The following is a 15324-nucleotide window of genomic DNA, read 5'->3' on the forward strand; positions in this document are numbered from 1 at the left end:
ATGTTTTCGACCCCGGTCCGGTATTATGCGCCTATCGGATGCATCCGTCCTGCGGCCATTTGCCCATGTGCCGGAAAATATGGCGCAATACGCACCATTTCCAACCGTATCCGGGTCGGTATCTCAAATGTCGCCAGATCCCTGTCGTATTTCCTCGGCATGCAGGATACTGCCCACGCCACCACTCGTGGTACCGATCACGCTCAGGCTGCCATCGGTTTCCAGAATGACGGCAGAAACCTCCGTTTCATTTGCATATCCCGAGGACCGCACGGCTGCGCGCACCTCATCCTCGCGGACGCGCTGTTGGCGCAATGCCTGCTGCAAAAAGCGTCCCTCCCGCAGCAGAAGGGTGGGTTCGGACCTGACAAGATCGGCAACACCATCAGATCGAACCGACAGCCAAGCGATGATCCACTGCAACCCAGCCAGCACGACCAGCGCGGTAATCCCTTCTGCCAGGGCCACCGTTTTGGAAAGAAGCACGGTTGCAAGGGTGGACCCGAGGGCGACGGTCACGACCAGATCGAATGCGTTCAGCTTTGCCAATGTTCGTTTGCCAGTGATCCGCAACAGCAGCACAAGAATGACATAGGCAAGCGGACCGACCACCAGAATACGCAATATTCCGGACCAGTTTTCAAAGAACATTCAGCCTACTCCTTTGCGGATCGAAAATTCTGCCTGCACGGAAAAACGATGCAGACCGTTTGACGGGGAAACCATAACCCGGCCTGTGAAATGACATCGCCGCACCTTCATGCGGTGCGGCGTCCGGGGCATTCACAAGAAAGGTAACGGATTGCCAGCGGCAGCTACCGCTGGCAATCAGGACAGCCCCCGATCAGGCCGCCATTGCGCGCGGCCAGAACCGCAGCTTGCGGCAGGCTGCGATGAAATCATCCGCCTGTTCAGCCGCGACAAAGCCGCTGTCCAATCCGTCGGGCAGGCCAGCCTTGGTGAACAGCGTCTTGGCCGCATCATTATGCGCGCAGAACTTGTAATGCGCCCATGTGGTTGCCGCAAAATCACGCGCAGCAGGCATCTTTGCCAGCATTTCCACCTGATCTGCCGCAGGCAGAATTGCGACGGCATCGAAAATCGCCGAAGGTGCGCCTTCGACCATTTCATCCAGAACCAGTTCGGTGCCATCGGACAGCGTGACACTGCCAGCCAGCGGGCCAACGAATTGCACCATGGCCCCTTCGGCCTTGGCGGCGTCGGCAATGCCCGAGACCAGCGCCACATCCGACCCTTCGGTGACAAGGATACCAACCTTGCGACCGGCAAAGCTGGCCGGACCGTTCTTCAGGATCGACAGTGCCGGGCTTTCGACCAGATCGGTGCGCGTCGGCAAAGCAGCCTTGGCGGGTGCCGGCATTTCCTTGATCCCCAGCCCCTTGGCCACGGCCGATGCCAGATCATCGTGGATGTTCAGCAAATGCGACAGCATGCGAACGCGAATGGCCTTCGTCTTAACCTTCGAAAGCTCGAAGATCAGCGCATCGGCCATATGCTCACGCTCCACCTCGGTCTGGCTGATGTAGAACTGGCGCGCCTGCGAGTAATGGTCGGCAAAGGTTTCGGAGCGGATACGCTCCTTTTTGCCCTCGACGGCAACAGGCGTAGTCTTGAACCCTTCGGGCGTCTCGCGCGGACCGCCCTCGGTGCCACCCCAGCCGTTCGGTTCGTAATTGGCACGACCCTTCGGATTGTGCATGGCCATATGGCCATCCTGCTGGAAATGGTGGAACGGGCAGCGCGGCGCGTTGATCGGAATGTGGTTGAAATTCGGGCCACCCAACCGCTTCAACTGCGTATCGAGATAGCTGAAGTTGCGCCCTTGAAGCAGCGGGTCCTCGGAAAAATCGATCCCCGGTACGACGTTGCCGGTCTGGAACGCCACCTGTTCCGTTTCGGCAAAGAAGTTGTCGGGCATCCGATTCAAGACCATACGGCCGATGGGGCGGACAGGCAGGATTTCTTCGGGGATGATTTTTGTCGCGTCCAGCACGTCGAAATCGAACTGTTCGGCAAAAGCGTCGTCGAACACCTGAACGCCCAGCTCCCATTCGGGGAAATCACCGGACTGGATCGCCGTCCACATGTCGCGGCGGTGGAAATCGGGATCGGCACCATTGATGCGCAATGCTTCGTCCCAGATCACCGACTGCAGGCCCTGCTTCGGTTTCCAGTGGAACTTGACGAACTGTGATTTCCCCTCGGCGGTAACAAAACGGAACGAGTGGACACCGAAGCCTTCCATGAACCGGAAGCTGCGCGGGATGGCCCGGTCGGACATGATCCACATGACCATATGCATCGATTCCGGCATCAACGAGATGAAATCCCAGAAATTGTCATGCGCCGTTTGAGCTTGCGGAATATCGGCGTCAGGTTCCGGTTTGGCGGCATGGATAAGGTCGGGAAACTTGATCGCATCCTGAATGAAGAACACCGGAATGTTGTTGCCCACCAGATCCCAGTTGCCCTGCTTTGTATAGAACTTCACCGCAAAGCCGCGCACGTCACGCGCCAGATCCATGGAGCCCTTGCTGCCTGCCACGGTGGAAAAACGGACGAAAACCTCGGTCTTTTCCCCTGCGCGCTGGAACAGATCGGCGCAGGTCAGATCGGAGATGTTCTCATAGGTCTCGAAATATCCGTGCGCACCATAGCCGCGGGCGTGGACAACCCGCTCCGGGATACGTTCATGATCGAAGTGGAAGATCTTTTCACGGAATGCCTGATCCTCGATCAGGGTGGGGCCACGCCGCCCGGCCTTCAGACTGTTCTGGTCATCCGATACCGGGGCGCCGACCTGTGTGGTCATCGCCGGTACATCCCCGCCGGACTGCTGATGGATTTCGCCACCTGCGCCGGTGGTCGATGTCTGGTCCTTAACTGTCATGATGCACACCTGTTCGTTGTGTTCGGTCAACCGCAGGTATGCCGGACATCGATATCGTCAAACGATTTTCAATCAATCATCTTATATCTTTTTCAGCGGGGAACCCGAATGTCGGATCACGCATTAGTGTGTGCTCGGCAAAGGAAATATTTATGCATATCATGCACATCGCTATTGGCGGTTGCCTTCGCACGCCGCCAATTCAATACGGGCTGACCGAAGATACAGGGGGGCATATCGCCTATATCCTGGGTGCCGCCCACGGTCAGGCAGCCCGCAAGGATGTGTCACGTGTCGATATTGTTACACGCAGTTTCAATACCTTCGGCAGCGATTACATGCAGCCTGTCGAGGCAGTGACGGACAGGCTCCGTATTCTCCGGCTGTCAACGGACAGGCAGGATTACCTGACCAAGGATGCGCTGTGGGCCGAGGTGCCGGAACTTGCCGATGCGCTTTCGGAATTATTGCGGACAACGTCAAAGCCCGATGTATTGCATGCCCATTTTGCCGATGCGGCAGAGATTGCCTTTGCCGTGGGTGCCAAATTCGGGATTCCGGTCGTCTATACCCCGCATTCGCTGGCGCTTGGCAAACAGGGCGGGCAGCAGGAACACCGGCGCCTTGCGGCAGAGCATAAGGCCATTGCGCAGGCAGATGCCATCATCGCCTCCAGCCGGGATGAAATAGAGGCACAGATACCGGCCTATGATCCTGCGGCGATCACCCGCTGTCACCGGATTGCCCCCGGTGCCTCTACCTTTGCCTCTACATCCGATACCGCAGCGGCGGACCATCTGCTTCACGGGCTGCTGGATGATCCGCAGAAACCGATCATCCTTGCCATCGCCCGCCCTGTCACAAAGAAAAATCTGCGCGCCTTGGCGCTGGCCTATGCCGGCAATCCCCGCCTGCGGGACGCGGCCAATCTGGTCATCCTTGCCGGTCAGCATGCCACCGCCGAGCCGGAGGCAAAGGCCATTCTGCATGAGCTGCGTGATATTGCCGCCAGCCTGCCCGGAACATTCGCCCTTCCGCCCTCGCATAATACGCAGCAGGTGGCTGCGCTGTACCGGCGGGCTGCCGAAACAGGCGGCGTCTTTGTGAACCCCGCGCTGTTCGAACCCTTTGGCCTGACGTTGCTGGAGGCAGCACAGGCGGGCCTGCCCGTGGTCGCTACCCGCCACGGCGGGCCATCAACGATCCTTGAACAGCTGGACCACGGTATTCTGGTAGAGCCGAAGGATACCGATGCCATTGCGGACGCATGCCTGACGCTGGTTGATGATCGTGATGCATGGCATCGCGCCTCTGCCAATGCACTGCGCGGGATCAAGGAGTTTGATTGGACCCGCTATGCCGAGGACAGTGTGCTGGTTTACCGTGGCCTGCGCCGCGCCGCACGGCCGGTCCCGCATCAGGCGAAGCGCCTGCTGGCCTGCGATATCGATAACACCTTGACCGGCTGCGCGCCCTCGGCCCGCCGGTTCGCGGCATGGGCCGAAAGCGCGCATATCCCCTTTGCCGTGGCCACGGGCCGGTCGCTGCCCGAGGCGCGCGCCGTGCTGCGTCGGTGGAACCTGCCCGAGCCTGATGCCTTCATCACCTCGGTCGGGACCGAGATCTTTCTGCGCGGTACCAAAGGGCTGCACCTGTGCCCTGAATATGATGCCGCACTGGCGACAAGCTGGGACAGGGGGGCGATACAGGATGTGATTGCAGCCCTGCATCCGGAATGGCAGGCGCAAGTGGATCAGCGCGCGCATAAGATCAGCCTGTTCGGCAGCACCGATATGGCAGCGCGGGTCAGAACGGCCCTGCGTATGGCAGGGCATCGCGCGCATGTCGTCCATTCACACGGCAGGCTGATCGATATCCTGCCGCCCGCGGGGGGCAAGGCGAATGCCATTGCCCATCTGGCGGGCCGTTTCAATCTGACACTGGCCGACTGCATTGCCGCCGGCGACAGCGGCAATGATCTGGACATGCTGACCCGCTGTGGCACCGCCATCGTTGTGGCAAATGCCAGCGAGGAACTGACGGGACTGCGGCCACGTCCGGGGCTGGTGCGGACACGACAGCCCTTTGCCCGTGGCGTCCTTGAAGGGTTGGAGGGCGTGCTATGACCGCACCCATCGGATATTTCGTGCACCATCAGGGCCGGGGCCATGTCGAGCGTTGCGCCGCATTGGTCAACGCCCTGCCCGACAGCCGTCCCGTCACGATCTTCTGTGCGCGCGATGATATATTCCCCGCCCTGCGCCCGAATGTCGGCATCATCCGCATCCCGTCATTGTTCGAACCGACAGGGGCCGAACCCGTGATGGACTGGGTGCCCACCCCTGCCACGCTCCATTGCGCCCCGCTGGGTTGGCACGGCATCCGTACCGCCATGACACGCATCACCTCATGGTTCGCCGAGGCAAATCCGGCCCTGATGGTTTGCGATGTATCGGCCGAGGTGGCGCAACTGGCCCGTATCTGTTCGGTGCCGCATATCAAGGTGCTGCAGCACGGGGACAGGCGCGATCCGGGTCACCGCGCCGCCTATGACGGTGCCGCCGGAATATTGGCCCCGTTCCATTCCGCATTGGCACAACCGGACTGGAATGCGGACATGTTGCAACGGACATATTTCGCGCCCGGTCTGGGGTGCCCCTCGGGGCCTGTCGCAACGCGGGCGGCGGCGCGTGAACGTCTGGCACTGGATCCCGCGCGCCCTGTGGTTCTGGTCATGTCGGGCAAGGGGGGCAATGGGTTCGCGCAGGCCCCCATCGCGGTCGGCGCGCGTGCAATGCCCGATGCACAGTGGATCACCGTGGGCCAGGTGGCCCGTGACTGGCATGCGACAGAGCCTGCCAACCTGCAACATCTGGGCTGGGTCGATGGCGTCGAGGATCACATCGCGGCGGCAGATCTGATTGTCGCTTCCACCGGAAATACCACCTGTCAGCAAATCCTGAACGCGGGGCGCCCGTGGATCGCCGTGCCCGAATGGCGCTATTTCGATGAACAGGTTCTGAAGGCCCGCGCCCTCCATGCTGCCGGGGTGGCGCTGCATCTGCCCTCCCTGCCCTCCTCGGCCCACGCATGGCAAGAGGCTGTCGCCACGGCCCGGTCCACGCATGATCCGGCCCGCCAGCAATCCCTTGCGGGTACAAACCCTGCCCCCGAGGCCGCAATGTGGCTGGAAGGCGTGATCACCCGCCTGTGGGGCAATGCTGCCGACAATGTCATTTCCCTCTCAACCGCTTCCTGAGGTTTGCCCATGATCCCTTCGACCGCATCCGTTCTGACCATTGCCAAGGGCCGTGACGCACATCTGCGCAATGTGATGCTGGGCCTGTCGCGCCAGACCGTCCTTCCGGCAGAGCTTGTGATTGCCCGTATGCAGGAGGCCCCCTATCAGGACCTGCCGGAAATGCCCTTTCCGGTGCGGCAGATCGCCGTCACGGGGCCTGAACTGCCCTTGGCGCGCGCACGTAATGCGGCAGCAGGTCTGGCCACGGGTGATCTGCTTGTCTTTCTGGATGTGGATTGCATTCCCGCCCCGACATTGGTGCAGGATTATCTGGACGCGGGGTTTGACGGCCTGATGATGGGAGAGGTGATGTATCTGCCCGGAGGTGCCAACGCAGCCGGATGGACATGCACCGGTTTCGACACCGTGGCCGTGCGCCATTCCGACAGGCAAGGCCCTCCCGCCGACGGGGTGGAGATCTGCACCGATTACCGTTGCTTCTGGTCGCTGAACTTTGCCCTTCCAGCGCATGTTTTCGCCAAGGTGGGCGGCTTTGACGAACGGTTCACCGGATACGGCGGCGAGGATACGGACTTCGGCAAGACACTCAGCATGGCGGGGCAACGCATCGGCTGGATTGCCGGGGCAAAAGTCTACCATCAGTACCATCCCCACCATATGCCCCCCGTGCATCATCTGCACAGCGTGGTCCGGAATGCCGAGCTGTTTGCCGAAAAATGGGGGTACCGCACGATGGAGCATTGGCTCTACGCCTTCATGCTGATGGGTTTGATCGACAATTCCGGCCCGACCATCCGTATTCTGAAAGAACCGGACGAGGCCGACATCGCGTTGACACGCCAAAGCCCGGACATGCCCTATGCCAATACCGCCTCGGTCATCCGGCTGTTGAAGGCGCGGCTGGCAGCGGTGGATGCCGCAGGGCAGAAATCGCTTCTGCGCCCGGCCATCGCGGCGGAATGATGCGGATTGCGGTCATTTCGCATGTGCGCCATCCGATCGCGCCGCCGTTTATGGGCGGGATGGAGGCGCATTCCTGGGCGCTGACCCATGCACTGATGGCGCGGGGGCATGATGTGACGCTGTTCGCGGCAGCGGATAGCGACCCTGAGTTCAACATCCACCCCATTCTGCCCGAACACTACGATCTGAAATATCCGTGGAACGATTATATCGAGACGCGGGTCCTGCATGATTATCTGGATGCAGGGTTTGCCCGTGCCATGCAGGGGATGGTGGACGGCGCATTCGACGTGGTCCACAACAACTCGCTGCATCGCTATCCGCCGCGCCTGGCACGTCAGCACAGGGTTCCTACCGTTACCTCGCTGCATATTCCGCCCTTTGACGCGATCCACCGCGCCGTACGTGAGAGCTGCGCGCCATGGTCGCTGTTCACCGTTACATCAGCCAAGCAGATCGAGTGCTGGTGGCCCGAAGGCCCCCCACCCGAGGCGCATATCGCCCATAACGGTATCGATCTGGGGCAATGGCCGTTTTCACCACAGGGTAATGGAAGTGCGGTCTGGTCAGGGCGCATCTCGCGGACCAAGGGACCGCATCTGGCGGTGCAGGCGGCGCTGCGACTGGACCTGCCGCTGACCCTGTTCGGCGTTATCGAGGATGCGGAGTATTACGAGGCCGAGATCAAGCCGCATCTGGGCACGCTGATCCGCTACGGGGGCCATCTGCGGACACATGCCTTGGCCCATGAGATGGGCCGCGCCTCTGTCCTGCTGTTCACGCCGCTTTGGGATGAACCCTTTGGCCTGGTCGCGGTAGAGGCGATGGCCTGCGGAGTGCCGGTTGCCGCGCTGGATATGGGGGCCGCTCGCGAAATCATCGGTGAGGCCGGATATTTTGCCCACCCCGAAGATACCGTCGGTTATGACACGGCAATCCGGCGCGCGATGGACATCCCGCGCACCATCCCCCGCAACAGGGTAGAGCGGCTGTTTACCATCGACCGCATGGTGGACCGGTACGAAGGATTGTACCAGTCCGCAATGCAGGGGCTGGCCGCCGAATTGCCATCCGTAACATTTCCCCCCATCGAACTGCCGGAAATGGATCGGCCCATGGCCCACCCCGCCCCGACCGCTCAGGGGAATGGTTTCAGCCTCGGGGGTCCCAGCCTTCGGGCGTGACCATCAGGGGCGGATCGAAGGTTGCGGCAATTTCGGCCCAATCCACCATCTTGAAATTGGTGGCAGCCGTTTCACCATCCAGACCGTTCAGGTCACCGGCGTAACCGTCCTGCGTGATGAACACGCCATTCGGATACCCGGGCAGCGCCACGGAAATAACGTCATCGCCATCGCTTTCCTGCACCCCGTCGATGCCGTCCGAACCGCCGACCCTGAAGGAGCCAAGAAGGTCCAGCCCCTCATCCACCGAGAATACGGCAAAGCTGTCATCATAGGGGGCGTCGGCATATGTGGGTGCGCCGCCATGCGCACCGCCCTGACTGGAGGCAATCAGATAGCGCGCACCGCCGGCGGCATAATACAGTGACAATCCCTCTACATCGCGGGTGACGACACTATCGGGATTGAAGAAGGACGACCCCTTGGCACCCCGCGTCTGGTACAACAGCTCTGCCGTGCCGCCTGCCACGGGAACGCGCCAGATACCCACATCCTCCTGCCCGGCATAAAGCATCCCCGTTGTCCGGTCGATGACCATGCCTTCGAACTGCGGGCTGAAATCATGGGCGGCGTCATCGTCGCTTTCCTCCCACAGGTCCTGCCCCATATGTGTGGTCGGAACGGCGAATTCATGATCCTTTACCGCGCGAACGCCGTTCTCGGTCGCTTCCAGCCGGAACAGGCCCACCACGGGCTGATGCCTCTGGGTGCCTGCAACCCAGATGGTGCCGCTGTTCCGGTCATGCCATGTGGTCAGCCCGTAGATCGTTGCCTGATCATCCACCGGATTGTCCTCGGCCCCTTCGGCATTGCGCAGCGGGCGCGTCGGAAAGGCCCGTTCTTCTGCCGGATCGGTGATTTCGGTCAAAAGCTCCGCCCCGTCGCGGTCAATCCGGTAGGCGCGCACATAATCCAGCCCCCGGTCAGAGGCGATGGCAAGATCCGCAACCGTGCCGTCGGCCATCGTCATGCCATAGACCACATCGACGTTGTTGATCCGGCTGTCCTTATGCGGGGCAATCGTCTGGATTAGGGTGCCGTCCAATCCGTACACCCGCATGCCGCCATTCTTGACCGCCGTGATGACAAGGCTTTGCGCCCGGTCCGTTCCGGACAGCCAGATCGCGGGATCATCGGCATCCGCCCCCATGTCGTCCTTGGTCAGCACCGGCGTTTGCGCCATGGCGGTAACGGTATTCACCGCCCAGTCCTGCGCGTGGACCGTCGGCGGGCACATCATCACGGCTGTCAGGCACAGGGCCGCATGTGTGGGTATCTTCATGGTAAATTCGTCCCGAAATTATATTTTCAGGCTTTATGTGCCGAATATAAAACGGTTTTATGACACCCATCAGCCTAATCTGTAAATCACGAGGCGCCCGCACCTTGCCGGAATGACCGTTTGCGGACACTTCGGGAAATGCCGATCCGCATTGCCTTCCGTGCGAAAAAAACCATGATGCGCGCACAGCCTATGGGCAGACAGAGAGAGGGCAGGATTTGAACGGAGCATACACCCGGGGCGTGGCCGCCATCCTGTTTGCCGCCTTTGTCTGGGGGACCACCGGAACAGCCGCGACCTTTGCGCCCGATGTCGGCGCCCTTGCGATCGGCGCGGCGGCAATGGGCATCGGCGGGCTGGCACAGGCGCTGATGGCCGCGGGGGGCATTCTGCGCTCCCGTCAGCTTCTGCGCGCCCGATGGCCTCTGTTATGGGCCGGGGCCATTTCCGTGATGATCTACCCCCTGGCGTTCTATGCGTCGATGCGAATGGCCGGCGTTACGGTCGGGACGGTCATCAGTATCGGTTCCGCCCCGCTGTTTTCGGCGCTGATCGAATATGTTCTGGACCGCACAGGGCTGACACGGCGATGGGCCATCGGCGCGGGCATCGGGCTGACCGGTATCGTCATGATTTGCATGGCCGAACGCGGGTTCGAGGCGGGGATCGGAAGTGATACCTCCATCAGCCTTGGCGTGAGCCTCGGGCTGATTGCCGGGCTGACATACGCGCTTTATTCATGGTCGGCACGAAAGCTGATGATGGGCGGGCTCCGGTCATCGGTGGCGATGGGTGCCACCTTTGGCCTGGGCGGTCTGTTGCTGTTGCCGGTGCTGCTGATCACGGGCGGGCCGTTTCTGGCGTCCTGGACGAATGCCGCAGTCGGTCTCTATATGGCCGCAATTCCGATGTTTCTGGGATATGTCTGTTTCGGTTATGGCCTGGCCCGCGTTCCTGCCAGCATGGCCACGGTGATTACCCTGCTGGAACCGGTTGTGGCCGCAATTCTGGGCGTTCTGATCGTGGGAGAGCGTTTGCCCCCCGCAGGATGGATCGGCGTGGGCATGGTCGTCGGCTGCCTGATGATCATCACCATGCCCGCGGTGCGGCGAAAACCGCCGCATGGCAAAGGTGGCCTGCGGCTGAATCCCTGACGGCAGAAGTGAAAAGGGGCCCGACATATGTCAGGCCCCCGATCAGGTCATCCTGTCGCGTCAGCTGACAAGCGAACGCAGGTTCTGCTTGTGACGCATGGCAAGCTTGCGCCCCTGACGCCCCCCGACGAGGTGGCGGGCAGGCGAAGGTTCGTAAGCGGCATCGCGCAATTCGGGGAACAGCAGAAGGATCTCTTCCAGCGCGGCATTCCCGATACCCTTCAGTGCTTCGGGGCCGGTAAACAGCGATTCTGTTTCCGCACCATTGGCAAAGATCACCTCGTGGTTTTCGAACAGCATGTGGAAGTATTCCACGCTTTGCACATCCGGTGCGATATCGATACCGTCTGTCGAGCAGAGTTGTTTTGCCGCCACCAACACCTCGTTGATGGAGAACATGTTCATCGCGATCTTGGACCGCACAAGCATGCGGTGCTGCGGAGATACGATCAGATCCGCGGTTGGCAGACCGACGCCCAATGCGCCCGCGCGGATACGGATGGGCTGCACGTTCGGCATCGCGGCCAGCTCGGCGGCCGATAGCTTGCGCGATCCGATCCAGCGGATGGCCTGCATCCCGTTATCACGGGTTTCGACCATATCCCCTGCGGTCAGATGCTCGATCGCAACCTCTCCGCGCGCGGTCCGGACCATCGTGCCGGCCGCCAGACAGGGAATGAAGCTGATGTTCGGCCGATCCTGCAAGAACGCGACCTCTGTCGAATTCAGCACCGAGTTCAGCGTGATGGTTTCGATCGGCGCCGCTTCCAGCGTAGCGATATCCGTTCCGTCAATTGACGGGGCAAGAAAGAGGTTGCCATCCGTTGTCTGAACAATGCGCGCATCGAACGTGCTTGAAGGCGTACCGTCGGTATAGGTGATGGTTGCCGAATAATATACGGCGGCGTCATGCACCAGTGTCAGCGGTGCACCGTTGCGAAGTGTAAAGTTGTACTCATCATTGGATAGATTGTTATCATTATCCATGATGGGGGTGTTATTGGCCGAAAGCGCCCCGCCGTTATCAACCGTTTCCGCGAAATAGATACGGTCCTTCAGCGGCAAATCGGCGGAGCCGAATGTCACACCCTCAAAAAGTGCCGCATTTTCACTGGTATTGTTGCCCTCTACTGGATCGAGGGCTGTTTCCGAAGATCCGAGATAAATAACATTCCAACTCGTTGGCATCAACCAACCCCTTATATGAAGTGGGCAAAGCGATTCAATCGCCCGCGCAATTTCCGGAATTAGGCACACATGCACCCACTCCAAAGGTTCAGCAGTACTGATATATTATCAACAAAATTATTAATTAATTTTTTGGCCTTATACGTATATACATATTCGCCAGATTAACAATTCAAATTAATGTTGATAATACGAATATGCGGTAATTAAGGAACTCCGGTTTACTACGGATTTATCCGGCATAAACGCCTGACACCGAGCAGCAGAATAAACGATACATGGGTATCGTTCTGCATATCTCCCTATATTTCATGCACTTGAACAGGTTGTACCTGATGGGATCTGCATCAACCCCATGTATAATCATGATATCTGGAACTGTGGCCTATATGCCGTGCCATTTGATTCGTCTGTATCTCGCACCGTCACTTCAAGGGCGCCGGCAAGCGTGTGGGGCACCTGAGGAATAGGAACGCCAGCCGCTAGTTTATTTCACATATTTGATATCACGGGCTGAGGCTCTATCCATCGGAACACATGCCACGCGAATTGATAACGCGCTTCGTAATTAATTTGGAAACAAGGGGCGGGCGTCGTTCCAGGATCTGAACAGACACAACCGAATACAACTTCAGGTGGTTGTCGCATGATATATAAGGGACTGTCATTAGTATCACCGAAGGTATGAAAGACGTACCTCATGATGCCAACCTGCGGGGTTAGAAATATTGCAGACATCGAAAACCGCAAAGCCGGCCGAAGTCATGCGCCTAAGGACATGGCGGCGGCACAACCAATTCCCCAAGATACAACCGGGGATTGAGCCGCCCACCCATGCGTCACTACAGCGCAGGTGGCGTAAAATAGCCCTTCCCGCGTGTCATCCGGTGTAATTAATTTCCAAAACGAGAATACGAATATCATTATATTCCGGATATTTACGTGCGACCGTGGTACAATCCATTTCCACTCGCCCCCCTCGCAGCAACTTGCAGACACCACCCCCACCCAGGCTGATCGCGGATACCCGCGCCATTTCATCACTTGCATGTGACTGGGGCGCACGAACATATTACCGCGCAGCCAAGGCAACGCCTGAGCCAGATCCGCCATACAGATCAAGGCTCGCGTTCCATGATGTTATCCCGTCGCTTCCTCTCCAGCACTGCAATTGTCGGTGCGATGGCACTGCCCGCTTCGGCGCAGGATATTCCGCTGGACCCCATCATCGTGGAACAGCGCGATGTCCAGTCTGGCGCAGCCGATCGGGCCACGGCCGTTTACGTGTCCGATGCCGAGCTGGAGCGCGCGCGGGTGGGCGATCTCAAGGATGTGTTTGCCGGAATCGCCTCGGTATCCGTCGGGGGGGCACTGCCCGTTGCACAGAAGATATTCGTCAACGGCATCGACATGCTCAACCTGTCCGTCACGATCGACGGCGTTGCCCAGAACAACAGGGCCTTTCACCACGTAACCGCGAATGCCATCGACCCCGGCCTGTTGAAACAGGTGCGTGTTGATGCGGGTGTTGCAGCGGCGGATACCGGCCCGAATGCACTGGCCGGTGCTGTGGTGATGGAAACGGTGGATACCGCCGACATCCTGCAGCAGGAAAAGAACTTTGGTGGCAACCTGCGGCTGTCCTATTCGGACAACGGGGGCACTTGGCAAAGTGCGCTGACCATGGCCGGCAGGCAGGACGGCTTCGAATGGCTGGGGTACATCAAGCGGGCCACCGGCGACGATTACGAAGACGGCAATGGTGACGAAGTTGCGGGCAGCGGCGCGAACCTGACCAGCTATCTGCTGAAAGGCGCTTTCGAGACGACCGAGGGCGACCGGTTCGAGTTTTCGGCCCAACAGCTGGACGACAGCGAATACCGCCCCTACCGCGCCAATATCGGCTCGGTCGGTCGCGCCCTGCCCACACGGTTCTACGATACAACGCGCAAGAACTATGCCTTCAGCTATGAAAATACGATGGATACCGGCATGTGGGATCCGAAGCTGACCATTGGCTGGTCCGAAAGCGTTGTCGACATTCCCGATCCCGAAGGCAGCCAGGGTACATCGTCATCGCTGTCGGGTACGGCGCAGAATACATTCACCTTTTCACCGGGAAATACGGTTGTTGCGGGTCTGGACTTCTATGACCGCATGGGGCGGTACGAAGATATCTACGGCACCGATCTGGAAGAGAATGCGCAAAATATCGGCCTGTTCGCCCAAGCGCGGCTGCAACCCATCGATCGCCTGAAATTGAGCTTCGGGGCCCGTGCGGATTTTGAAGATTTCGAGGGCACATCCGGCGACGAGGAAACCTACGACGGAATGTCGGGCAACATGTCTGCCGCCTATGACGTGACGGACGAGCTGACATTGCGCGCCGGTTATTCCAACGTCTTCGGCGGCGTGTCGATCGAGGACAACTACCTGTTCTACCGCATCGACGACTATGATGCCCTGCGTGCGGCGCGGGCCGAAAACTTCATGGCCGGTTTCGACTGGGCCCGTGGCAACCTTCGCATCGGCGGCGAACTGTTCAAAACGCAGGTTTCGAATGCGCGGGTCGAAGAAGGCAACTTCGGCTTTGAAAGCACCGGCTTCAATCTGGGCACGACCTATGGCTGGAACGGCGGATTTGCCCGCCTGACATATTCCAACAGCGAGGTGACCGTGGATGGCGATCCGGCCTCCAGCTATGAAGGCGTGGATTTCGGCGCCCCCATCGGAGAGATCATCGCCTTTGAGGTGGAGCAACGCCTGACACCCGGCCTGACCGTCGGTGGCGGCATAGATATGGCGCTGGATTATGACCACAGCGACAGCTCCGACCCCGATGATTCCGCCATTCCGGGATATACGGTCGTGAATGTATTCGCCGAATATGTTCCGCGCGCCATTCCTGCAATGACCGTCCGCACCGGTGTGGCCAACCTGTTCGACCAGCAGTATTCGGACCGCGCGACATATGGCGTGGATTATGCCGACAGCGGATTCGGGTTTATCCCCCTGCGGGAACCGGGCCGTACGATCACCCTTGAGGCGACAATGCGGTTCTAAGGCATCCGCACCTGCACGGATCACGATAGAAGGCCCTTCCGGAAACGGATGGGCCTTTGGCATGACCCCGGCAATGGACGCGAATTGGGAATGGATAGGCCAAGCGGCAATGCCGTAAACTCCGCGCGCCGCCAGCCCTTAGTCGGATAACGCACGATTGGGACGGAAAGATGATCGACGTCTAGGACGCGCAATTTCCCAAACTCCACCATCCTGCATGCGGTCTTTTTCCACGTCCGGCACCGCGTGTCATACCGTGATCTGCACCAATTCATGGCCAACCGCAGTGTCAGCGTAAATCACTGAGCATCGAACCG

10 protein-coding genes are annotated in these 15324 nt (G+C 59.7%); 6 read left to right on the top strand and 4 right to left on the bottom strand.

Going from position 1 to position 15324, the window contains the following annotated elements; genetic code table 11:
* Window positions 1-123: 123 nt before the first annotated feature.
* Together TR36_RS11965 and TR36_RS11970 are read right to left on the bottom strand one after the other, a co-directional pair.
* Window positions 124-651, bottom strand: coding sequence for a DUF421 domain-containing protein (locus tag TR36_RS11965; protein WP_045393128.1), 528 nt, complete (start codon window positions 649-651; stop codon window positions 124-126).
* Window positions 652-844: 193 nt separating this feature from the next.
* Window positions 845-2911 carry a catalase gene (locus tag TR36_RS11970; protein WP_045393126.1) on the bottom strand — a complete coding sequence of 689 codons (2067 nt, stop codon included), beginning with the start codon at window positions 2909-2911 and terminating at the stop codon, window positions 845-847.
* 152 nt (window positions 2912-3063) lie between these two features.
* Here TR36_RS11970 and TR36_RS11975 point away from each other — a divergent pair, with 152 nt between their 5' ends.
* The 4 genes from TR36_RS11975 to TR36_RS11990 are packed head-to-tail and all read left to right on the top strand — an operon-like array spanning window position 3064 to window position 8320.
* The gene (locus TR36_RS11975) at window positions 3064-5037 is read left to right on the top strand and encodes an HAD-IIB family hydrolase (protein WP_045393124.1); all 1974 of its coding nucleotides are present in this window, start codon (window positions 3064-3066) and stop codon (window positions 5035-5037) included.
* Complete coding sequence (locus tag TR36_RS11980) at window positions 5034-6170, top strand: glycosyltransferase (RefSeq protein ID WP_045393121.1); 1137 nt, start codon at window positions 5034-5036, stop codon at window positions 6168-6170. The genes TR36_RS11975 and TR36_RS11980 overlap by 4 nt, the downstream gene beginning before the upstream one ends.
* Before the next feature lie 9 nt (window positions 6171-6179).
* On the top strand, window positions 6180-7136 hold the full coding sequence (locus TR36_RS11985; protein WP_045393118.1) for a glycosyltransferase family 2 protein: 957 nt from the start codon (window positions 6180-6182) through the stop codon (window positions 7134-7136).
* Entirely contained in the window at window positions 7136-8320 is a 1185-nt protein-coding gene (locus tag TR36_RS11990) for a glycosyltransferase (protein WP_067397936.1), read from the top strand. Before TR36_RS11985 ends, TR36_RS11990 begins: the two co-directional genes overlap by 1 nt.
* Here TR36_RS11990 and TR36_RS11995 read toward each other — a convergent pair.
* The gene (locus TR36_RS11995; RefSeq protein WP_045393115.1) at window positions 8289-9602 is read right to left on the bottom strand and encodes a phytase; all 1314 of its coding nucleotides are present in this window, start codon (window positions 9600-9602) and stop codon (window positions 8289-8291) included. The genes TR36_RS11990 and TR36_RS11995 overlap by 32 nt on opposite strands.
* Window positions 9603-9820: 218 nt before the next feature.
* Between TR36_RS11995 and TR36_RS12000 the strand changes: the two genes are divergently transcribed.
* Window positions 9821-10756, top strand: coding sequence for a DMT family transporter (locus tag TR36_RS12000; protein WP_045393112.1), 936 nt, complete (start codon window positions 9821-9823; stop codon window positions 10754-10756).
* A gap of 60 nt (window positions 10757-10816) precedes the next feature.
* Here TR36_RS12000 and TR36_RS14780 read toward each other — a convergent pair whose 3' ends face one another.
* Window positions 10817-11944 (bottom strand): Hint domain-containing protein, encoded by a 1128-nt coding sequence (locus TR36_RS14780; RefSeq protein ID WP_045393109.1) that lies wholly within the window; start codon window positions 11942-11944, stop codon window positions 10817-10819.
* Window positions 11945-13078: 1134 nt separating this feature from the next.
* Between TR36_RS14780 and TR36_RS12010 the strand changes: the two genes are divergently transcribed.
* Window positions 13079-15007, top strand: coding sequence for a TonB-dependent siderophore receptor (locus tag TR36_RS12010; protein ID WP_062763338.1), 1929 nt, complete (start codon window positions 13079-13081; stop codon window positions 15005-15007).
* Window positions 15008-15324: the final 317 nt, after the last annotated feature.

Source organism: Falsirhodobacter sp. alg1 (assembly GCF_000739715.2).
Classification (GTDB): domain Bacteria; phylum Pseudomonadota; class Alphaproteobacteria; order Rhodobacterales; family Rhodobacteraceae; genus Falsirhodobacter.